Raw genomic sequence first — 21264 nt, forward strand, 5'->3', positions numbered from 1 at the left:
TCATCTCCTACCTCCCTGAACGCTTACCTAGCTGTTGGAGAATACTGCGGATGACCTGATCCACCGTTACATCATCGGGCCACTTGGTTCCTTGTAGCCACGGAAGAATCTCCTGTTCTCCATAGCCTAAGGCAAGTAGCGCTTCCTTGGCCTCTCGGATTGGATTGGTCATCACAGGATTGGTCGGCATCTTAGCCGGCTGTAGTAGCTCTCCATATTGAGCGATCCAGTCCTTTACCTTATCCTTTAAGTCCAGGAGAATTCGTTGGGCTGTCTTCTTCCCAACGCCTGGAAATTGGGTGAGATAAGCAAGATTCTCCTGCTGAATCGCCGCCACTAATTGAAGAGGATTGGCCTGGCCAACAATGGCGAGGGCACTCTTCGGGCCGATACCGGTTACCTGAATGAGGAGGCGGAAAAGATCCCGCCCTTCTTCAGTGGTAAATCCATAGAGCTGAATGGCATCCTCTCGTACATGCTGATGGGTAAAGAAGCGGCAATGCTCTCCCACTACTAGCTGTATCGGTTCAGCACAGAAGAGACGATAACCGATGCCCTGTACGTTGATCGTGACACTCTCCTCCGTAATATAACATAGCTCTCCTTCAACAAAGTCGATCATCTTCTTCCTCCTCTATTTGGAACCCTGATTCATCATGTGCTGCCATTGATAGGCATGAGCGTGTGTAATGGCGATCCCCAATGCGTCTGCCACATCATCTGGTTTTGGAATCTCTTGTAAATGGAGAAGCATCTTCACCATTTCCTGTACCTGATGCTTCTCTGCATTCCCGTAACCAACCACCGCCTGTTTCACCTGCAAGGGTGTATATTCGAATACAGGCAAACCATGCTCCTCAGCAGCCAGAATCATTACACCGCGGGCTTGACCAACGGTAAATGCTGTGGTCACATTTCGATTAAAGAATAGCTTTTCGATGGAAACATGATCAGGTTGGTAGGTGGAGAAGAGTTGATGAAAAGCATCATAGATTAGTTTTAGACGACGGGGGGTAGGAATTCCTGCTTTGGTTTCCACTGCACCATATTGAATCGGACGAAGCTGGCTCCCCTTCTTTTCAATCACGCCATAGCCTGTAATGGCGATCCCTGGGTCAATCCCCAATATAATCACAATTTTTCCTCCCCCACACTATGCAGAATCTATTACTACCACTTATTGTACTACAAACATGTGATCGTTTCTTCTCCAATAATAAAGACCCCTCCAAGTCCTGCAAGTTGCGCTGGTCTCGAAAGGATCTTCAATATAAACATTAAGAATAATGATTTACTCCATGGATGCTAGCTCATCATCATCGATGTCAAAGTTGGCGTAGACGTTTTGCACGTCATCATTATCTTCTAAGGCATCCATTAGTTTAATCATCTTCTCTGCATCTCCACCTGCTAGTGCAACGGTGGTAGACGGCACCATACTCTCTTCCGCTGAGCTAAACTGATAGCCTTGCTGTTCCATGACTTCTTTCACCTTGAGGTAATCTCCTGGTGCAGTAATGATCTCGATCTCATCATCCTCGCTGGATATATCCTCAGCTCCAGCCTCCAGTGCAGCCATCATCACCTCTTCTTCGTCCAATTCCTGTTCTTCATTGTCCAAGGTTAGAACACCCTTGCGTTGGAAGAGGAAAGAGACACAGCCGCTCTCACCGAGATTCCCACCATGCTTCGAAAAAGCATGCCGTACATCTGCAGCAGTACGATTCCGATTCTCTGTGAGACATTCTACCATGACGGCCACACCACCAGGACCATAACCTTCATAGAGAATCTCTTCATAAACAACGCCTTCTAAGTCCCCTGAAGCCTTTTTGATCGTACGCTCAATATTATCATTAGGTAGGTTATTATCGCGGGCTTTTTGCAATGCCATTTTGAGGCGCAAGTTATTTTGCGGGTCTGCACCACCATTCTTAACAGCGACAAAGATCTCTTTTGTCACCTTCGTGAAGATTTTCCCACGAAGTGCATCCTGTCTGCCCTTACGGTGTTGAATGTTTTTCCACTTTGAATGTCCTGACATGGTAAGACTCCTCCCAGAAAAAAATACGTCTTTATACTAGCATAACTTCAAAGAGGACGCAATTTTTTGACCAATTGATGGCAAGGAGAACTCACCTTGTCGTTCGATTGTGAAAGCGGGGAGGAGATGGTGGCACCTGCCGTTTATGCTGTGTTCGCCGATGCCAGGCTTGGATTCGTTCTCGGGCAGCTTCATCCACCTGCTCCCCCTTCAAATAGGCATCTACTACATCGTAGGAAACACCTAGCTCTGCCTCATCGGTCTGTCCTTCCCATAGCCCAGCACTCGGGGGACGTTGAATGATGGAGGAAGGAACGCCTAAGTATTGAGCCCATGTACGAACATCCCCTTTGGTGATCCGTTTTAACGGTTGACAATCCACGGCGCCATCACCATATTTCGTAAAGTAACCAAGATGCCATTCTGCTGCATTATCTGTTCCAACAACAAGATAGTGATACTGTTGTGCCAATGCATAAAGGGTGGACATCCGTAGGCGAGCACGAAGGTTGGCATCACTTAGCCGTTCCTGCGTTTGATCCCAGTTCTGATCCTTCCCTGCTTCCTGGATGTTCTGCCACAATTCTTGGTGCATCGGCGACAAGTCAAGCTTTTTGTGCGAAAGATGCGCTGCATCCACAACAAGCTGGGCTGCTTCTAGATCACTTTCACTACTATGGCATGGTAGGATTACCCCAAGGGAGGAATCAGGAAAAGCCCGTTTGATCAAAAAGGCGACCACTGCAGAATCAATCCCGCCACTGACACCTACCAAGAGTCCTCTTGCTTTTGCTTCCTTTGCATAGGAGCGGAGCCAATTCACTGTAAAATCAATTTCCCGTTCCAGATTCATTCCCATCCTCACCTTCCATTTTTCCACTTTTTCTTTATCATAAGCGAAGGTGGCGGACTATGCAAAGGCATTCAGCTCCTTCTCCAACAATTGCAGGGTTTGGTGCCGCAATTGCCAATGGCGATAGCCTGATTGTGTAACGAAGAGAAGCTGATGCTCATCATACCCTTTACGCTGTTGAATAAAGCCAGCCCATGTACGGAGTAAAAAGTTAGGATAATATAAGGAGTAAAGTAAGAGTTGGAGCTGCTGCGGTCGTAATGACCAATTTTGCATGATGGTATGGAGCAGGCGGATGGCAGGACGTAGTTGCCAGCGCTGAGCGAAGAGAAAGCGTTCCGCAAGCTGATTCAGATCGGTAAGAATTAGATCATGCTGAATTTGGTCAAAATCGATGAGATACACATGACCATCCTGCCCTTCCATGAAGTTATGGGAGGCAAGATCATGATGTACCACCTGCTTTTTCTCCAGTGCTTTCATCTTCTCCTGCTGAAACAACGCATGAGGAAATTTTTGAAAGAATCGTACCCCCTCACCTAACACCTCCTTGATGAATGGTTGATAGCGTAGGGATAGAGGAGGAAAAAGGAATTGGTACAATTGCCCCAATTCCTCTTGTTGAATCAAGCTGTTTAAACGATCTCTCCATTGTCCTTCCATGGTAAATGAATGGAGAGGTGGCTGATAGGGAAGCGTAATCTCCCGCGCGGCATGATGAAAGCCATGTAGTGTTTGCAATGCCTTAAGTGTCTGCTCCCAGGAGCGGTACTGTACTTCACGACCGGAAATCCAAGGCATCAGCACTGCATAGCCTTGTTGATAAGGTGCATAGCTCTTTCCATCTCTTGTGCGGACAAAGGGCACAAATTGCTGGAAGCCCCGTTTTTGGAGGTGCAGAAAAACTGCCTCTTGATCAGCTAAGAGCTCCCACCGCTTATAGCGCTTCCACACCCATATCTTGTGATCCCAATCGGTAATGCGATACACCTGCTGACGTATATGACTCATCTGCTTCAGCTTCAGATCATAATGTTGAAGTAGCCATTCTGCAAGGGTTGGCTCTGGCTTACGATTCCGTCTCATTACAGCAATGCCCCATTCTTTCCCGACGATGATGATGCATTGGAGATTCCATCATCGGTGACATCGGAGGGCAATGAAATGGGAGCCCCATATGCATGGGCTGTTCATAGATGGGCATTCCCTGCCCATACATAGGGAATTGGCCACAATGGGGATAGACATAGGGCTGATAAGGCTGCCAGCATTGTTCAAAGGGCATCATCGGTGCCATGGCATAGGGCGACTCCCGCTTTTCTAGTTGTGGGCAGATCGGCTGTGGCGCCTCTGGCATGGGTACTGGCATGGGCATTGGGACTGGCATCGGAACCGGATATGGGGTAGGTACTTGCACCTCTTGCTGATACGGGTATGGTACCATATAGGGGACCTGGGGTGTCTGATACTGATATTGGTACATATTGAAGTCTAGTTGCAAGGGATTTTGCGGGATGATCGGCATAATAAATTGAGGTGGCATCTCTGGTTGCGCCGGTGGTGGCAGCGGTGCCTCCATAATGGGTGATTCCACCATGGGCGGTTGGGGTGGCATGGGAACATGCTTTGGCATCTCTGGCATGGGCTCCATGCGAGGCTCCTTCGGTTGAGGTTTTACAGGTACACTATCTGTTGGTACGCGAATCTTCATGCCAATCCGAAGCTGATCAGGATCTTTTAACTGTGGGTTGGCTTGCTTTAGTAATTCAAAATCCACATGATACCTTTTGGCAATATTCCACAGCGTGTCTCCTTTTTGTACAACGTGAATTTTCAATGGTAGGCCTCCTCCTTCATCTATTTCCCTACCATACTATGTTAGGCATAGGCTCCTTGCTACACATCTGCTGAAATAAAAAAAATGACTAGAGGGACTCCCTCTAGTCAATAAATTCAAATTCTAAGCCACAAATTTCCACCGTGTCGCCATGGCTTGCACCCTTGGCTCTAAGTTGATCATCTACACCCATTCTCCGCATCTGCTGCGCGAATCGTTCAATGGAATCACGATGATCAAAATCAGTCATCTTGATAAGGCGTTCCAATTCTTCCCCTTCCACGATGAAGCGTTCATTCTCGCGACGGACTGTAAACTTAATCTCCTTCGGTGTAGGACGATAGACAACCTCTTGTGCTACCTCCTCTACTACTGGTTCCACATCTGGAATCTGATCCAATTGGTCAGCAATGGCCAGTAGTAATGGACGGAGCCCTTCCCTCGTCACTGCAGAGATGGGGATAATGGGAAGATCACGGTCTAGCTGCTCCTTAAAGCGTTGAAGATTCTCCTCTGCTTCAGGAATATCCATTTTATTCGCTACGATGATCTGTGGTCGATCAGCGAGCCCTTGATGATATTGATAAAGCTCCTCCTCGATTTTGACAAAATCCTCATAGGGATCCCGTCCTTCTACCGCTGCCATATCGATGACATGGACGAGAAGACGCGTCCGTTCCACATGACGGAGAAATTGATGACCAAGGCCTGCACCCTGATGGGCACCCTCAATCAAGCCAGGTAGATCTGCTAAGACAAAGCTCCGTCCATCACCTACATCGACGACACCAAGATTGGGTGTAAGGGTTGTAAAGGGATAGTCAGCGATCTTCGGCTTCGCTGAGGTGACCACGGAGAGGAGGGTCGACTTCCCCACACTGGGGAATCCTACTAAACCCACATCGGCGATCAACTTCATCTCCAACTGAATGTTACGTTCCTGACCAGGCTCACCTTTTTCCGCAATCTCAGGCGCTGGATGACGCGAAGTGGCAAACCGGCTATTACCGCGGCCTCCTCTTCCACCTTTCGCAATCAAGGCACGCTGACCGTGTTCTGTTAGATCAGCAATCAATTCACCAGAATCCAGATCAGTGACAATGGTACCTGATGGTACCTTGACGATCATATCTTCAGCATTCCTACCAAACTGATTCTTACTCCGTCCATGCTCCCCACGTTCCGCTTTAAAATGTCGTTGATAGCGAAAATCCATGAGGGTATGCATACCTTCATCTACCTCAAAGATGACGTCTCCGCCCTTACCTCCATCGCCACCAGCAGGTCCCCCCATGGGTACAAATTTTTCTCGACGAAAGGCGACCATTCCATTGCCACCATCTCCGCCTTTCACATAAATTTTTACGATATCTACAAACATACTGGTTGCACCTCCTATATGGAATCCCCATTAACATGTGCAAGTAAAGCGTAGTGTACCATGATCACTCAAAAAATGATAGGCGGTCTCTATTCCCAATGCCTGCAACTCTTCCTGCCATTCCTGAAGCCAATGAGAAGGCTCATTCATCCACTTCGCATGCAGTAATAATTGGAGGCGAAGCTGTTCGTCGGATCGAAGCAAGGAGAATTGGAGCTGAGGTAGGCTATCCTCTGCTTCCAAAGCTTGCTTCCATGCTCCAATCCGTGGAGAAATGCTGCACTCCATTTCTTCTCACTGAGACGGATACCATCTAGACGTTCAGGCACTTGCAATTGCAATTGAATGCGTGGATAACGTAATGGATATGTAATGAAATATTCTACAATCTGTGCATTCGGGAAGAGGATCAGATGACTCCAATGCTGCTCTTGGTCCGTCTGTTTCGTCAAGTACTGCTTCGCATCCTCAACACGATTCATGGCAAGATAGCCCATTAGTACTTGAATGTGATTTAACCATTCGTGACGAAGGGAACGGTATAGTTCCAATAGAGATATTGTCGTCCATTGTTTCTCTTTCCATTCTTCCATACCCAATCCATCTCCTAACACCAAGTTCATGTCCTCTTGTCCTATATTCTACGAGATGGATTAAGAAAAAGCCACAAAAAAGCCCGACACAAATGGTCGGGCTTTTGAAAAAGGCTACCAAAGTTCCGAAGTATTTGGTAACGAAGATTGTACTTACGCTTCAACAGCAGCTGGATAAACACTTACTTTCTTACGGTCTTTCCCGAAGCGTTCAAATTTTACAACGCCATCAACCGTAGCAAATAAAGTATCATCGCCACCACGCATTACGTTGTTACCAGGGTGAATTTTAGTACCACGTTGGCGAACCAAAATGTTACCAGCTGTAACAAATTGACCATCGCCTCGCTTGACACCTAGACGTTTTGCAATACTGTCACGGCCGTTCTTTGTACTACCTACCCCTTTTTTCGAAGCGAAAAACTGTAGATCTAAACGTAGCATCTTACTCACCTCCTGTATTAGAATTGGTCTGTTTTACACGAACATGCTTTGGGTATTGAGCTTCCACTTGCTGTACAGCAATGATCATTGCATTCAGCAGAAATTGTAACTTTTCTTCTACCTCTTTGTTCTCTATGGAAGAGACCGTACATCGAAGAAATCCGCTCTCGCCTTGTTCACACTCGATGTATGGCTGTTGTAACAAGAGTTCTGCTGCATTGATAAGCGTAATCACAATGCCTGAGACAGCTGCACAGACGATGTCGCTGCCAGCAGTGCTGAAGTCCGCATGACCCTGCATGGTTATTTGTCGAACCTGTTGTTGGTGATCGCGCACCACATCAACTCGGATCATTAGCCTTCAATCTTTTCGATGATCACTTTAGTGAATGGTTGACGATGACCTTGTTTACGGCGATAGTTTTTCTTTGATTTGTACTTAAACACGATGATTTTACGACCTTTACCGTGTTTGTCAACTTTACCAGTTACTTTAGCTCCGGCAACAGTTGGCGCTCCAACAGTTAAACCTTCACCATTGCCCACTGCAAGTACTTGATCAAATGTTACCTTCTCACCAACGTTGGCTTGCAATAATTCTACGTAAATTGCATCGCCTTCTTGAACGCGGTATTGTTTACCACCAGTCTCAATAATTGCGTACATTTCTGCACCTCCTATACTCAGACTCGCCATTTGAGGTCTCTGCCCTTCCGACAGATGTTATCTACCCTTACTGTGCGGTTACAGTATGCCCAGGAGCACACTAACGTTGATTACTTTAACATACGGTTTACAGAATGTCAACGGATGGTTTTTGCCAGTTCCTCATCATCGCCTGTATAGAGAATCTTATATGTTCCATCTGGAAGTAACGCATCCTCTCGCCAAAATAGCTGCATGGGGAAATGATCTTCCCAATAGGACCACCCCAGCTGTGATTCGATATGGTGAAAAAGCGTGGGATGAAGAGCGATGCTAATGATCTCACAATGCTTGCCTCGTTCATACTCCTTCAATTGACGATGAAGCTTATCCACCATAATATGATGCTGCAAAACTCTCCCGCTTCCCTTACAGCATGAACAATCTTGTAGATACTCCTCCTGCATGGAGCGGATCGTCTTCTTCCTTGTCATCTCCACCAGGCCTAAGCGCGTAAGACCCATGATCTCTGTTCGTGTGCGATCCTGACGCAATGCACGCTCCAAAACTTGGAGAAGCTCCGTTTGATGCTGTTGGTTCTGCATATCAATAAAGTCGATGAGAATGATTCCGCTGATCTCACGAAGTCGTAGCTGTCGTGCAATCTCCTGGGCTGCCTCCAGATTGGTGCGATAGATCGTCTCCTCCAGCGTACTTTTCCCTGTATACTTACCAGTATTTACATCCACCACGGTAAGGGCCTCAGTCTGATCAATCATCAAGAAGCCACCTGACCTCAACCAGACAAGATGATCGAGGAGACGGCTGATTTCTCGCTCTACTCCATATGTGCTAAACAGATCCTCTACGCCTTGATACAACTGAAGGCTGCCTTGCCAATGGACATGTTCTAGCTTAAGGGTCTGTTCAATCTGCTTCCAAATCCCCCGTTGATCCACAATGATCTCTGCCAAGTCCAATGCCGATAAATCACGTAAAATCCGTTGAATAAGCGCTTGATCCTGATAGAGACAAACAGGGGCTTTCTTGCCTGTGCCCTCTGCTTGAACTTCCTTCCAGAGCGTCCGGAGTTGCTCCAACTCGTCGAGTAATTCTGCTTCTGTGGCCTGGATAGCCGCTGTTCGCACAATGACACCTTCCCGTTCTGTGAGATGTTTCGCCAATAAATCCTTGTAATAGCCACGCTGCTCGCCATCCTCAATTTTACGGGAGATAGCCACATAACCGCCTTGCGGTAGATAGACGAAGGCTTTCCCTGGTAGGGCTAGCTCTGTCGTTATTTTGGGACCTTTATATTCTGTCCCCTCTTTTTTAACCTGAACAAGCACTTCCTCACCTTGACGAACTAGCTGAGAGATGGTGGGTAGAGGTCCTTCCTGAAAATGGGTACCTAAGCCTTGGATGGCATCCTTCACATGTAAATAGGCATGCTTAGGCAGACCGATATCAACAAAGGCTGCCTCCATCCCGGGGAGGACATCGGTGACCTTCCCCAAATAAATGTTGCCAATAATCTGTTCATCTTCGCTTCGTTCATACCATAGTTCAACCAATTTATGCTGATCCAGCAGTGCAGCCTGCAACTTGGTCCCGCTCGCATTAATCAATAATCGCTTCATACGCAACACCTCTCATCTATTGTAACGGAAGAAGTGGATGGCTGCACGTTGAGGTTGACGTTTTATAACAAATCCATGAAGAAAGCGGGATTCTGTTACGAACTCTCCTGGATGCTTGGCCATGTGATAGAGGTGATAGCGATAGAGGCAGAGCCTCTGTAACGCCAGCCAGACCGTCTCATCCTCTGCCAACAACTCTAAACGAATGGGATATTCTCGAGCATTCGCCACATAGCGATGAAAGAGAAATCGAAGAAAATCATAGGGACGCTGTCGCCACTTCCACCAGTTCTGCTGAAGTAAGAAACCGAGAACCAGTAGCCAACCAAAAGAGGGTGGGAGGATGAAAAGCATCAGTGCGATGCCGCTAAGGGTTAAGATAACACTGATTATGATACGTTCTTTAAGGATGGACCAGTACGGGAAATAGTAAGAACGGATGCAGAGATAGATGCGACTACCATCCAGAGGATAGATGGGAAGAAGATTGAAGGTGGCAATGATCAGATTACTTAGCATAAAGAATTGAGCCCACTCCAGATTCCACCATTGAAGCCATCCCATGAGTCCAGCAAAGATGGCAAGAACTCCATTCATTAATGGGCCAGCCAGTGCTACAAGTAAGCCCTCATGCATCGGTTTGATCTCTGCATCCTCTACATGCATGACCGCGCCAAAGGGGAGTAGGGTGATGGCTTCAATCTTCCATTGAAAGAAACGAGCAACAGCCCAATGCCCCAATTCATGAATGATGACAACCACGAATACAGTGACCATCTCCACAACTTGATCCACCATGACAGCGAATACGAGTAATACAGCGAATAAGGGATGAATTCGTATATTAAGGTGTGGCAAAGGGAATCACATCCTCTGGATTGATAAATACCCCATCCTTTTTCCAAGCGAAATAGTAGCGTCCTCGTCCTGTATTGGTTGTATAGACATCGGCAAGGCGGGTTCCCTGAACAATCCAATCATTCTCCTTAACATAGATGGTACCTAAGTTGGCATACCACACCTGCTGCTGTCCAGGCAATTGGAGAATAATTGTATTGCCTAGCTGTTCCATCATTCCTGCATAACGTACCCAGCCTGTGTCTACCGCCACCACATAATCATCTTGGCTTGTCTCAATCCAGATTCCTTGTCCTACAGAGTAGCGGGTTCTTTTCATTACCGTCTGTGAAGGTAATTGATATTCCACCGGTGTGGAGGAACCTGGTGTATAGGCGGGCAAGAATAATGCTCCTTCTGCAAAATACGCCTCATACCAGGCTTTAAGTTGAGGAAACTGTTGAGAATCGAGCAGGGCTTCATAAATCCAACGCTTCCCCTGACCATAGCGCTCCCCTTCCCCATTTAGAATAATGAGGGCAATGATGAACAGGATCATTGCAGTCTGCCACCGCCACCATTTCGTTCGCATCCCCTACTTCTCCTCCTTCATCATGCATGCTGGTCATCCACGCGGACAATCCTTGGTACACTTTATGAGAAGGAGAAGAGCTCTATGCAGTACCACGATCAAAAAAGCTGTCGACATGGTGGTCAACAGCTCGATAAAAGAGGCTAATCAAAGAATGAAAGCTTCTGTTTTCTCATTCCTACATTAAGAACAACACTCATCATAATAAAATTAGTGAGCAATGAAGTACCGCCATAGCTTAAAAATGGTAAGGTGATCCCAGTGATGGGCATCAGTTGAATGGTCATCCCGATGTTCTCAAAGATCTGGAAAACGAACATTCCCACAGCACCGATGACGATGTAGGTTCCCATGGTATCCTTGGCCATCAAGGCGATCCGAATCATCCGATAGAGCAGCAAGAAATAGAGCATTACTAAAAGGCTGGCACCAAGAAACCCATGTTCCTCAGCGATCACCGCAAAGATAAAGTCTGTCTGCCCTTCAGGGATCCAGCCATTCTGGGCTTGCGTCCCCATATATAAGCCCTTCCCTGTTAAACGTCCACTTCCCACCGTGATTAGAGATTGGATCAGATGAAATCCATCACCTGTAGGGTCATACTCAGGATGGAGCCAGTAATCAATCCGCTTTAACTGATAATCCTTAAGGTGAAAGATCTGCATTGCCAAATCTCGATCAAATAGATAGATGGCAATAAAAATCGCGATAACACCAATAATAATTCCAAAAAACGTAAGCAAAGGACGTAGCGGCATATTGACCATTAAAAGAACCGCCACAAGGATGCCCGCAAAGACCAGCGAAGTCCCTAAGTCCGGCTGGATCACGATAAGTCCCACCGGTATCATCACCAGTAAAAATAGGGGCCATAGCTCATACAGATGATAAAAGGGTAGCTCTTTTTCGTCACGACGTGAGAGATAGCGGGCGATGGCTAAAATGGTAAAGACCTTCATGATTTCCGATGGTTGAAAGAGCGAGAAGCCTAAGTCATACCAGCTCTGCGCATTATTTCTTACTACCCCAAAGAAGAACAGCCCGATGAGTAAGAGAATTCCAAATCCATATAGAATATAGGAGTACTGAACGATCACGTGGTAATCAATAAATAGAAGAAGGATAAGTACTGCAAAGCCAAGGATATACCAAATCAATTGCTTGGTCTCTTCATTATACTTAGGATTGGCCCCTGAAATTCCTAAATAGCTAAAGACAGCTAAGCCCATGAGAACCAAAATAAGAACCCAATCCAATTCACGCAAATACCTTCGTTGAATATTCATCAAGCTACCAACCGCCTCTTTCTCCTATTGCTTAACCACAAACAAGGCTAGAAAGGAAAAAGCAGGAATCGGCTCCTGCTCCTATGCCTTCATACCAAACCATTTTTTAAATCGTGCTAATGCCCCTTCCTCTTCCTCTAAACTCATGAGAGGAACTTGATCCCCTAAAATTCGCCGAGCGATATTACGATAAGCGATGGCTGTCTTCGTCTTGGGATTGAGGACGATGGGCTCTCCATGATTATGGGCGCGAATCACATTATCATCATCAGGCACAATCCCCAATAAATCAATGGCCAAAACTTGGACAATTTCATCAACATTCAGCATTTCACCATGCTTAACCATCTTGGGACGAATCCGATTGACCACCAATTTAGGGTCCGTAATGTGACTTGCTTCAAGCAGACCGATGACGCGATCTGCATCTCGAACAGCCGACACATCCGGTGTGGTTACAATAACAGCATGATCTGCTCCAGCGATGGCATTACGGAAGCCTTGTTCAATCCCTGCAGGGCAATCGATCAAAATATAGTCAAAGTCCTCTTTGAGTTCTTGAACAATCTTCTTCATCTCTTCTGGTTTAACCGCATCCTTATCCTTCGTCTGTGCTGCTGCGATCATGGACAGACCTTCAAACCGCTTATCGGTAACCATTGCTTGCTTTAGTCGGCATTCACCTTGAATCACATCGATTAAATCATAGATGATACGGTTCTCCAAGCCAAGCACCACATCAAGATTACGTAATCCAATATCTGTATCAACAAGGCAGACCTTCTTACCGGCTAATGCCAGTGCAGTTCCAATATTGGCGGTGGTGGTTGTCTTTCCCACGCCACCTTTACCTGAAGTAATTACAATTGCTTCCCCCATGCTATTTCCCCCTTCACCCCATCTTGCCTCTCATCTATTTCAAATATGGTTATTTCAAGTCTGATATAGATAAGGAATGGAGTTCCATTGCATGATGTAATTTATGAAGATGGTCAAAATGGATCTCTTCTCCTTCTAAATAGGCAAATAACATCTCTTGATTACCCTGCTGTTTCATTTCCTGGGCAATGACGCTAGCAATGCGTAATTGCGCTGGCTCCATGATACTAGCAGTGATCATTGTATCACGTCGGCCACCATACCCTGCATGGGCAATTCCACGCAAATGTCCCATCACATAAATATTTCCATGGCTGGTTACCTGACCTCCGCTATTCACATCACCAAGGATCAAAAGGCTCTTTTCATGAAACACCTCTTGACCAGAGCGGATCGTACGTGGAATCACTTGGATCGCTTGCTCCCGTTGCATCTGTTCAGCATCGTCCTGACAAACTACTTTGCTCCGAATCTGACGGAGAAATAAGGCGCCATGCTGGTGTAGTAATTGCTCTAATTGCAACTCCTGCTCAGGTGTAATATAACGATAGCCTACGTCTAGGATCACATGGGTGAGTGGTCCCTGAAAAAACTGCTGATGATCAAGATCCAATTTCATCTCTAATTCTTGAATTAATTCTGCATATCCACACTGATCGTCTAAGAAAAAGACGAGGCCATCCCGAGTACCTTTTATGACCACATGATGAATTGTCTGCTTCATGGCCTATTTTCACCTCGTGATACCTATTCGAGTCATTACTGAGAAATTCCTGCCTGTTGTCCACCATCTTTTAAGCTCTTTACATAAGCTCGATATTGGTCACCATATTCCCCTATACCAAAGTAAGCTTCCACAATCCGTCTTGCAATCACGCTACTAACTGGAGAGACCGAACCTCCTTTTGGTACCACAACAGCAAAAGCCATCTCTGGCTTATTGTAAGGCGCATAGCCCACAATCAAGGAGTTATCTGAGCCCTCTACCCCAGTTTGTGCTGTCCCTGTTTTCGCAGCAACCTGAACGGGCAGATCGGAAAAATAGTGGTAGGCAGTACCCCCCTCCTGACTGGTTACCCAAAGCATGCCTTCTTGAATATATTTAATATATTGGTCATCAATATCTACTCGATTTAGTACTTTCGGTTCCATGGTGGTTAAAATTCGGGCTGGTGCATGGTCATCCAATGTCCCTTCACGAATCTCCTTTACCACATGAGGCTGAACGCGATACCCATCATTGGCAATGGTAGATACATACTGGGCAAGCTGTAATGGTGTGTAAGAATTATACTGGCCGATGAGATAGTATGCAAGAGAACCTAATTGTGGATTATTGGAATCCAAGCGTCCTAGCTCATTGGGTAGATCGATGCCCGTAGGATCACCTAAGCCAAACTGCTGAAAATAGCGATCGAATACAGCGAATTCATCCATCCATTTATAGCGCTGAGCAGGATAGTTGGCCATCCGTAGAGCCATCTCATACATATACACGTTATTCGAAACCTTTAGCGCATCCTTCCCCGTAACCCAGCCATGTCCTCCACGTTTCCAACTCTTCAGGTCACGATCACCCACTCGTAAATAGCCCGGATCAAAGATTTGTTCATTCATGCTTACTACCTTTTCTTGAAGCGCCATCATCACCGAGAGAGGTTTGACCGTTGAACCTGCTGGATACCTACCTGAAGTAGCGATATTGGCCTCATTACCAGCGATATACTTGAGGTACTCCTCCTGTGTCAGGCTACGATAGCGGAGATTTAGATCATAGTCTGGATAGTTGACCATGGCCAATACTTCCCCAGTCATCGGTTGGAGGATCACCACAGAAGCCTGATCCAATTGAATGAGTGGATCCTTCTCACGGGTACGGAATTCCTCGATGGTATCCGCTACGATCTTCTCTACAAAATCTTGAAACTGCCAATCAAATGTTAGAACAAGATCATTCCCTGGTTTTGGTGGAGAGATTACTTCACTCCCCATGGTGTCATAATTTTTATTCACATAGACCTTCGTTTTCCCATCTACACCACGCAATTGTTCCTCATAGGATTTCTCCAAGCCTTGAACCCCAATCTGTTGATTACGACGATACCCCTTGGCGAGGTAGTAGGATTCCATATCCGCTTGGATGGAGTTGGTGTAACCGAGAATATGGGTTGCTAAAGGACCACTATCACTCTTAATCTTCCGGATGGGCTCAACGATAATATCCACACCTGGAAGATGGTCCAAATGCTCAGAAACGACGAAAAGCTCCTCTTTATCAATGTTGGTTTTAATCGGATGAGGAACATACTTGTATCCTGTATTCATCGCTTCTTTGATCCGTTCTACTTCAAGGGCAAAGAGCAGATCATCTTCCTTGATTGGCAAGGGTTTGCTTCCTTTTTCATTCTTTCCATATCCATAGCGCTCCTGCAATGTTTGACGAGCACGCTCTGCTTGCAAGCTTTTCGCCAATTGAAGGAGTTCTGTATCACCCATCATCGCTTTTTCCGCCATAAAAGCATCAAGAGCTTCTTGCTTCCCATCATAGAGATATTGAATGCGCCGAACCATGCCTAAACGGTCGAGGTGATCTACTTCGATGCTATTATCTACAAGATAGACTGCCAAATCCCGAGCGATCTGGTCATAATCCTGATCTACCTGGTCAATATGGTTAAACACTACACTGTATTGCGATTCATTGCTAACAAGAACTTCACCATTACGATCTAAGATCTTCCCGCGTGGTGCAGGTATGGAGATGATTCTTGTAATATTTCTGATGGAAAGCTTCTCATAATCCTCACCATGAACCAATTGCACAACTGCAAGTCGTAAAATAATGAGCGCAAATAGGATAAATACCAAAAAAAACAGCAGATTGATTCTGCGAACAATATACGACTCTCGCTTCTTCTCTTCCGTCAATCCTGGTTTCCCCTTTCGCGATTCTCTGCCAGGAATCCCTCAACTTGTATCATGATTGCCTTTGCCTTTCTTTTCTCTCTGTATCATCTAGAAATTGTTTCATCAAACGATCCATGGGAATAAATACTGCCATGACAAAAAGACTGTTGAATAAAGCAGAAGGGAGCATCACATTACGCAGATAAGCACCATATTCCATGGGAGAAAAGCGTAATATTTCCACTATCAAAAGTAGTAGATGCTCATGTGTGAGGTAGACAATGATCGCTGCAGTCCCTAATAAGAAGATATTGTGATGAAAATAGCGATGAAATAGTCCGATCAGATATCCGATTAGGCCAAAAGTTAAGGTGAATATACCCAGGGTTCCACCATAGACAAAGTCCGTTAGAAAACCAGTAAATAGGCCAAAAAGTAGACCCTCATGTCTACCTGCATATAAAGAAATATAAAGAATGACCGCCAATGTAAGGCGAGGGATTAGCTCAATGCTCGTGCCTAATTGCGGAAGGGAAAGAAGCTGAAAGAAGGTCCCCTCTAACATAACAAGGAGAAAGATGACGGTAGAAAGAATCCAACGCATCATTGCTTCCTCCCATTCTGCTCTTCTGAAGTTGGGGCTGGATCAGGCGTGAGTGCTGTTGCTGGATCCACCACTTGATCCCGCTTCACCACCGCCACATAGTCAATTCGGTAAAAATCAGCGGCTGGCTCCACCTTTGCTTCCTGCGTTAAGCCATTATCCCCCTTCATTACTTCTGTCACAGTTCCAATAAAGAGTCCAGCTGGAAAGACACCACCTAAGCCTGAGGTAATGATAGTATCTCCCTTTACAATGGAAGCACCGAGAGGAATCTTACGCATGATTAACTGACCTGATGCATATTCATATCCTTCAAGGAGTCCGAAAACCTCATCCTCTTTGCCCTGAGCGATTGCGCTAATATGGTTACCTAGATCGATATTGGTCAGTAATTGTACTGTCGCCGAGAATTTAGAGACTCGATCGACACGACCAATCAAGCCCTGATCGGTGATCACAGCCATATTATTTTCAATACCATCAACGCTTCCCTTGTTAATCGTAAGATGATCACTCCAACGATCTGGATTGCGATAAACCACTTCAGCTTGAATCAGATCATATTGTGTGAGTGAATCTTTAAGTTTTAAGAGTTTCTCCAACTCATCGACACGACGCTCCATCAATTGGAGTCGGGCAGCTGTCTGTGCATATTGATCTAAATTGGCCTTTAAGAGTTGATTCTCTTCTCGTAAATTTTGCATACTACTCCAATTGTCAAAAAAACTAGCAAGCCCATGGGCAGGCTTATTAAACAAACCTTCCACCAACGCGATGGAATCCTTAAAGAACCTTTCAGGCCATGTCAAACTATCCCGATCGCGAGAAGTAAAACCGATCAAGGCAAAGAGAAAGATGATCCCCGTTAATAAAATGAGCAGTTTTTTACTATTAAAAAAATTATGCACAACAAACGCACCTACTCCCACTTCTTCCTTTCATATTACCTACGAGATGAGCGGCTAGTAATTCCTCGTTTTGATTTAAAGAGATGTAGGTTCTCTAAAGAGCGACCTGTGCCAATTGCTACACAGTCTAATGGATTCTCTGCAATTAATACAGGCATCCCAGTCTCCTCACTGAGTAAGCGATCAAGATTGCGTAATAAAGCGCCACCACCAGTTAGGACAATCCCACGATCCATAATATCTGCAGCTAGTTCAGGGGGACTCTTTTCTAGGGTTACCTTCACTGCATCTACAATGGAGTAGACCGTATCTGCAAGGGCTTCTTGGACTTCTTGCGCTGTCATGGTCAAGGTCTTAGGTAAGCCTGTCACCAGATCACGACCTCTTACATCCATGGTCTCTTTGTCTGAGGCACCCGTTGCACAGCCAATCTCCATCTTAAGATCCTCTGCTGTGCGTACACCAATCATTAAGCTATATTTCTTTTTAATATACTGGATGACCGCTTCATCCATTTCATCACCTGCGATACGAGCGGAGCGACTGGTTACAATTCCCCCCAAGGAGATGATTGCTACCTCCGTGGTTCCTCCACCAATATCTACAACCATGCTACCCGTTGGTTCCCATACAGGTAGATCAGCACCAATGGCTGCAGCAAATGGTTCTTCAATAGTAAAGGCTTCTTTCGCTCCTGCTTGTTTGGTCGCATCCTCTACTGCACGTTTCTCTACTGCAGTAACCCCTGATGGTACGCAGACCATTACATTGGGACGACGGCTAAAGATCGAATTGTTCTTAATAGCTTTACGAATAAAATACTTGAGCATGGTGGAGGTTGTTTCAAAATCAGCGATGACTCCATCCTTCATTGGACGGATGGCCACAATATTCCCCGGTGTACGACCGATCATCTGCTTCGCAGAGTTTCCTACTGCTTCAATGGAGCCATCCTCTTTATTGATGGCAACCACCGAAGGTTCACGTAAGACGATCCCCTTCCCCTTCGCATAAACTAGTGTATTGGCTGTACCTAGGTCGATACCCATATCACGAGAACCTAACATTCGAATATACTCCTTCCTACATTACTACGCTTGAGCTGATACTTTTGGAGAGAGATCTGCAATTGATCGGAACATTCTCCTTCTCGTTAGTTTACTTAATAAGGATTAAATGTATCCCTTTTCTTTTAGGCTTATATATTTTCCATCGCCAATGATGATATGATCGAGACATTCGATACCCATTAGGTGTCCTGCCTCGACCAAACGACGAGTTACAGCAATATCCTCACGACTTGGTGTAGGATCACCTGAAGGATGATTATGAGCACAAGCGAAAGAAGCGGCATGTCGCTTGACGGCCTCTCGAAATATTTCACGTGGATGGACAATGGATGCATTTAAACTGCCGATGAAAATCGTGGACTCGGCGAGTACTTGATTCTTGGAATTGAGAAAGAGACAGACAAAATGTTCTTGTTGTTGATAACGTAGCTTCTCCATTAAAAAGTCAGCAATATCTTGTGGTTGACGGATTACGTAGCGTTCTTCCGGTTGTAATTGTGCTAAGCGGCGTCCTAATTCAACTCCTGCCTTTATTTGAACTGCCTTGGCAGGACCAACGCCCTTCAACTCCATTAACTCCTCTATACTTACATGAATTAATCCACGCAAGCCTTCTACCTTTTGAAGGATTCGATGAGCTAATGATAGCGCGGATTCATCGCGGGAGCCTGTTCGTAACAAAATGGCTAATAGTTCCGCCACATTGAGGTATGCTTCACCCTCCTGCATCATCCGTTCACGTGGTCGTTCACTGCTAGGGACATCACGAATTAACAATGGACGATAGCCTTCCATACACTTCCCTACCTTTCCGAAAAAGTGATGTGGAAGTTGGGGCATGATGCAATTACAAACTTGATTCCCTCCTTCATTTCTCCATCTTATCATGTTTAGAGTCAAAGTAAAAGCACCTGGATGGGCAAGTTTCTTGCCCGTTCAGGTGCTTAATTACTAGAAGGAATGATCGCATATTTTATGCGTTTCTAACTCGCAAGCCTTATTTATTCTTCTTTTCGAAGATCAAGTGAGCTGCTGCGATACCAGGTTGTGTCATTTCCATTGGATCAAGAATTTCGTTCAATTCTGCTTCAGTTAATACGCCACGTTCTAGAATGATTTCACGAACTGGACGGCCGGAGAGAATTGCTTCTTTTGCTGTAGCAGCTGCTGTTTCGTAACCAACGTGTGGGTTGATAGCTGTAATAACACCAACACTGTTTTCTACATAGTTACGGCAACGTTCTACGTTCGCTGTAACACCTTCGATTAAGTGTGTGCGGAATACAGTTAAGGCATTGCCCATGATGTCAAGGGATTGAAGTAAGTTGAATGCCATTACTGGTTCCATTACGTTCAATTCAAATTGACCTGCTTCAGAAGCAAGTGCGATTGTTAAGTCATTACCAATTACTTGGAATGCAGTTTGGTTAACTACTTCGGCCATAACTGGGTTTACTTTACCTGGCATGATGGAGGAGCCTGGTTGACGAGCTGGTAAGTGAAGTTCGCCGAGACCGCAACGAGGACCAGATGCCATCATTCGAAGGTCATTACAGATTTTGGAGATGTTCACAGCTAGAATCTTCAATGCGCCAGAAACAGATGTATAAGCATCGGTGTTTTGTGTACCATCGATAAGGTCTTCAGCGCTCTTTAGTTCATAGCCTGTGATTTCACAAAGGTGTTTAACCACTTTTTCAATATACTCTGGTAGTGCATTCAAGCCAGTACCAACAGCAGTTGCACCCATGTTTACTTCATATAGGAATTCCATGGATTGGTTTAGACGTGTACGATCACGTTCTAACACATGAGCCCATGCGCGGAATTCTTGACCGAGACGAACAGGAACAGCGTCTTGTAAGTGGGTACGACCCATTTTGATAACGCCGTCGAACTCTTCACCTTTTTTGTAAAGAGCGTCAATTAATTCACCGATTACAACGTCCAGGCGTTTTGCCAAGGTGATGGCAGAAATATGTATGCCTGTTGGGAAGGAGTCATTGGTAGATTGAGCCATGTTTACATGAGAGTTTGGGCTGATTAGTTTGTAATCACCCTTTGTGCCACCTAGGATTTCGATAGCACGGTTAGCGATGATTTCATTCACGTTCATGTTGATGGAAGTACCAGCTCCACCTTGGATGGAGTCAACGATGAAGTGATCATCATAGTATTTCAATTCCATTAATTCTTCTGCAGCTGCAACGATTGCTTTGCATTTATCATCTGGTAGAAGTCCTACTTCATTATTGGAAAGAGCGGCAGCTTTCTTTACGATTGCCATTGCGCGGTATAATTCTGGGTGTGGTTTAATTCCTGTGATTGGGAAGTTTTCCCGTGCGCGAGAAGCTTGTACACCATAATATGCGTCTAATGGTATCTCTTTGTCTCCTAGAAAATCGTGTTCAATACGTGCCATTTTCATTCGCCTCCAAAAAGATTTTTGTACTCCCCTACTTCATCACTGACTGCTGTACTTTAAATATCCTAAATCCCTAACACCCGTCTCATATAGTACTCCATTTAGCCTTGTGGGACAAGTGAATTTGGGTGGTTTGTGAAATCTTTAACTTTCTCTTCACAAGTTAGACTTATTATGTCCATTTTCAAAAATGTATACAGGGAATTTGCCTGTTATAATTTTCTTCTTTTCACTTCAAAAACAGCCAAGCATGTGACCTTAATGTACTTTCTAGGATTTTCTCTATCACTCTAATAATCTGTATATGCAAAAAGTAAGA

Annotated in this window: 23 protein-coding genes and 1 other annotated feature; all 23 genes read right to left on the reverse strand. The window is 45.3% G+C overall.

What is annotated here, in order from left to right; all coding sequences use genetic code 11:
- Positions 1-7: 7 nt before the first annotated feature.
- Complete coding sequence (gene ruvA, locus BN1691_RS01405) at positions 8-622, reverse strand: Holliday junction branch migration protein RuvA (protein WP_048600454.1); 615 nt, start codon at positions 620-622, stop codon at positions 8-10.
- A gap of 12 nt (positions 623-634) precedes the next feature.
- Positions 635-1135: a crossover junction endodeoxyribonuclease RuvC gene (ruvC, locus tag BN1691_RS01410; RefSeq protein WP_048600455.1), complete on the reverse strand. Its 501-nt coding sequence runs from the start codon at positions 1133-1135 to the stop codon at positions 635-637.
- A 156-nt stretch (positions 1136-1291) separates the two neighbouring features.
- Positions 1292-2044: a YebC/PmpR family DNA-binding transcriptional regulator gene (locus tag BN1691_RS01415; RefSeq protein ID WP_048600456.1), complete on the reverse strand. Its 753-nt coding sequence runs from the start codon at positions 2042-2044 to the stop codon at positions 1292-1294.
- Between the two features lie 91 nt (positions 2045-2135).
- On the reverse strand, positions 2136-2891 hold the full coding sequence (gene nadE / locus BN1691_RS01420; RefSeq protein ID WP_048600671.1) for an NAD(+) synthase: 756 nt from the start codon (positions 2889-2891) through the stop codon (positions 2136-2138).
- 63 nt (positions 2892-2954) lie between these two features.
- The gene (locus BN1691_RS01425; RefSeq protein WP_048600457.1) at positions 2955-3983 is read right to left on the reverse strand and encodes a phosphotransferase; all 1029 of its coding nucleotides are present in this window, start codon (positions 3981-3983) and stop codon (positions 2955-2957) included.
- Complete coding sequence (locus tag BN1691_RS01430) at positions 3967-4734, reverse strand: LysM peptidoglycan-binding domain-containing protein (protein ID WP_048600458.1); 768 nt, start codon at positions 4732-4734, stop codon at positions 3967-3969. Before BN1691_RS01430 ends, BN1691_RS01425 begins: the two co-directional genes overlap by 17 nt.
- 103 nt (positions 4735-4837) lie before the next feature.
- The gene (obgE, locus tag BN1691_RS01435; protein WP_048600459.1) at positions 4838-6115 is read right to left on the reverse strand and encodes a GTPase ObgE; all 1278 of its coding nucleotides are present in this window, start codon (positions 6113-6115) and stop codon (positions 4838-4840) included.
- A gap of 146 nt (positions 6116-6261) precedes the next feature.
- The gene (locus BN1691_RS01440) at positions 6262-6708 is read right to left on the reverse strand and encodes a Spo0B domain-containing protein (protein ID WP_187116837.1); all 447 of its coding nucleotides are present in this window, start codon (positions 6706-6708) and stop codon (positions 6262-6264) included.
- A 153-nt stretch (positions 6709-6861) separates the two neighbouring features.
- The gene (gene rpmA, locus BN1691_RS01445) at positions 6862-7152 is read right to left on the reverse strand and encodes a 50S ribosomal protein L27 (RefSeq protein ID WP_048600461.1); all 291 of its coding nucleotides are present in this window, start codon (positions 7150-7152) and stop codon (positions 6862-6864) included.
- Position 7153: 1 nt separating this feature from the next.
- Positions 7154-7507, reverse strand: coding sequence for a ribosomal-processing cysteine protease Prp (locus tag BN1691_RS01450; protein WP_048600462.1), 354 nt, complete (start codon positions 7505-7507; stop codon positions 7154-7156).
- Positions 7507-7818: a 50S ribosomal protein L21 gene (gene rplU, locus BN1691_RS01455; protein WP_048600463.1), complete on the reverse strand. Its 312-nt coding sequence runs from the start codon at positions 7816-7818 to the stop codon at positions 7507-7509. The genes BN1691_RS01450 and rplU overlap by 1 nt, the downstream gene beginning before the upstream one ends.
- A 9-nt stretch (positions 7819-7827) precedes the next feature.
- Positions 7828-7908: a sequence feature (ribosomal protein L21 leader region), on the reverse strand.
- A 47-nt stretch (positions 7909-7955) separates the two neighbouring features.
- Entirely contained in the window at positions 7956-9437 is a 1482-nt protein-coding gene (locus BN1691_RS01460) for an Rne/Rng family ribonuclease (protein WP_048600464.1), read from the reverse strand.
- A 12-nt stretch (positions 9438-9449) separates the two neighbouring features.
- Positions 9450-10295, reverse strand: coding sequence for a site-2 protease family protein (locus BN1691_RS01465; RefSeq protein WP_048600465.1), 846 nt, complete (start codon positions 10293-10295; stop codon positions 9450-9452).
- The gene (locus BN1691_RS01470; protein WP_048600466.1) at positions 10282-10866 is read right to left on the reverse strand and encodes a M23 family metallopeptidase; all 585 of its coding nucleotides are present in this window, start codon (positions 10864-10866) and stop codon (positions 10282-10284) included. Before BN1691_RS01470 ends, BN1691_RS01465 begins: the two co-directional genes overlap by 14 nt.
- Before the next feature lie 143 nt (positions 10867-11009).
- Positions 11010-12152 (reverse strand): rod shape-determining protein RodA, encoded by a 1143-nt coding sequence (rodA, locus tag BN1691_RS01475; RefSeq protein ID WP_048600467.1) that lies wholly within the window; start codon positions 12150-12152, stop codon positions 11010-11012.
- 81 nt (positions 12153-12233) lie between these two features.
- Positions 12234-13031, reverse strand: a complete 798-nt coding sequence (gene minD, locus BN1691_RS01480; protein ID WP_048600468.1) for a septum site-determining protein MinD — start codon at positions 13029-13031, stop codon at positions 12234-12236.
- A gap of 49 nt (positions 13032-13080) precedes the next feature.
- On the reverse strand, positions 13081-13755 hold the full coding sequence (locus tag BN1691_RS01485; RefSeq protein ID WP_048600469.1) for a septum site-determining protein MinC: 675 nt from the start codon (positions 13753-13755) through the stop codon (positions 13081-13083).
- A 35-nt stretch (positions 13756-13790) separates the two neighbouring features.
- Complete coding sequence (locus BN1691_RS01490; protein WP_053083676.1) at positions 13791-15959, reverse strand: peptidoglycan D,D-transpeptidase FtsI family protein; 2169 nt, start codon at positions 15957-15959, stop codon at positions 13791-13793.
- A gap of 49 nt (positions 15960-16008) precedes the next feature.
- Complete coding sequence (gene mreD / locus BN1691_RS01495) at positions 16009-16542, reverse strand: rod shape-determining protein MreD (protein WP_048600470.1); 534 nt, start codon at positions 16540-16542, stop codon at positions 16009-16011.
- A complete protein-coding gene (mreC, locus tag BN1691_RS01500) occupies positions 16542-17450 on the reverse strand; it encodes a rod shape-determining protein MreC (protein WP_187116838.1) in 909 nt (302 codons plus the stop codon). Before mreC ends, mreD begins: the two co-directional genes overlap by 1 nt.
- Positions 17451-17485: 35 nt before the next feature.
- Positions 17486-18517 (reverse strand): rod shape-determining protein, encoded by a 1032-nt coding sequence (locus BN1691_RS01505; protein WP_048600472.1) that lies wholly within the window; start codon positions 18515-18517, stop codon positions 17486-17488.
- 105 nt (positions 18518-18622) lie between these two features.
- On the reverse strand, positions 18623-19315 hold the full coding sequence (radC, locus tag BN1691_RS01510; protein ID WP_048600673.1) for a RadC family protein: 693 nt from the start codon (positions 19313-19315) through the stop codon (positions 18623-18625).
- 202 nt (positions 19316-19517) lie between these two features.
- The gene (gene aspA / locus BN1691_RS01515; RefSeq protein WP_048600473.1) at positions 19518-20948 is read right to left on the reverse strand and encodes an aspartate ammonia-lyase; all 1431 of its coding nucleotides are present in this window, start codon (positions 20946-20948) and stop codon (positions 19518-19520) included.
- Between the last annotated feature and the right edge of the window lie 316 nt (positions 20949-21264).

Origin of the sequence: Rubeoparvulum massiliense (assembly GCF_001049895.1) — a bacterium.
GTDB classification, from domain to species: domain Bacteria; phylum Bacillota; class Bacilli; order Rubeoparvulales; family Rubeoparvulaceae; genus Rubeoparvulum; species Rubeoparvulum massiliense.

What these genes read in the sequence shown, in the direction of transcription:
- BN1691_RS01440 (WP_187116837.1), bottom strand. Translation starts at nt 6,708, where the DNA reads ATGGAAGAATGGAAAGAGAAACAATGGACGACAATATCTCTATTGGAA.
- ruvA (WP_048600454.1), bottom strand. Translation starts at nt 622, where the DNA reads ATGATCGACTTTGTTGAAGGAGAGCTATGTTATATTACGGAGGAGAGT.
- BN1691_RS01425 (WP_048600457.1), bottom strand. Translation starts at nt 3,983, where the DNA reads ATGAGACGGAATCGTAAGCCAGAGCCAACCCTTGCAGAATGGCTACTT.
- rpmA (WP_048600461.1), bottom strand. Translation starts at nt 7,152, where the DNA reads ATGCTACGTTTAGATCTACAGTTTTTCGCTTCGAAAAAAGGGGTAGGT.
- BN1691_RS01450 (WP_048600462.1), bottom strand. Translation starts at nt 7,507, where the DNA reads ATGATCCGAGTTGATGTGGTGCGCGATCACCAACAACAGGTTCGACAA.
- BN1691_RS01505 (WP_048600472.1), bottom strand. Translation starts at nt 18,517, where the DNA reads ATGTTAGGTTCTCGTGATATGGGTATCGACCTAGGTACAGCCAATACA.
- BN1691_RS01485 (WP_048600469.1), bottom strand. Translation starts at nt 13,755, where the DNA reads ATGAAGCAGACAATTCATCATGTGGTCATAAAAGGTACTCGGGATGGC.
- rodA (WP_048600467.1), bottom strand. Translation starts at nt 12,152, where the DNA reads ATGAATATTCAACGAAGGTATTTGCGTGAATTGGATTGGGTTCTTATT.
- mreD (WP_048600470.1), bottom strand. Translation starts at nt 16,542, where the DNA reads ATGCGTTGGATTCTTTCTACCGTCATCTTTCTCCTTGTTATGTTAGAG.
- rplU (WP_048600463.1), bottom strand. Translation starts at nt 7,818, where the DNA reads ATGTACGCAATTATTGAGACTGGTGGTAAACAATACCGCGTTCAAGAA.
- radC (WP_048600673.1), bottom strand. Translation starts at nt 19,315, where the DNA reads ATGGAAGGCTATCGTCCATTGTTAATTCGTGATGTCCCTAGCAGTGAA.
- obgE (WP_048600459.1), bottom strand. Translation starts at nt 6,115, where the DNA reads ATGTTTGTAGATATCGTAAAAATTTATGTGAAAGGCGGAGATGGTGGC.
- BN1691_RS01415 (WP_048600456.1), bottom strand. Translation starts at nt 2,044, where the DNA reads ATGTCAGGACATTCAAAGTGGAAAAACATTCAACACCGTAAGGGCAGA.
- BN1691_RS01460 (WP_048600464.1), bottom strand. Translation starts at nt 9,437, where the DNA reads ATGAAGCGATTATTGATTAATGCGAGCGGGACCAAGTTGCAGGCTGCA.
- minD (WP_048600468.1), bottom strand. Translation starts at nt 13,031, where the DNA reads ATGGGGGAAGCAATTGTAATTACTTCAGGTAAAGGTGGCGTGGGAAAG.
- BN1691_RS01470 (WP_048600466.1), bottom strand. Translation starts at nt 10,866, where the DNA reads ATGCGAACGAAATGGTGGCGGTGGCAGACTGCAATGATCCTGTTCATC.
- aspA (WP_048600473.1), bottom strand. Translation starts at nt 20,948, where the DNA reads ATGAAAATGGCACGTATTGAACACGATTTTCTAGGAGACAAAGAGATA.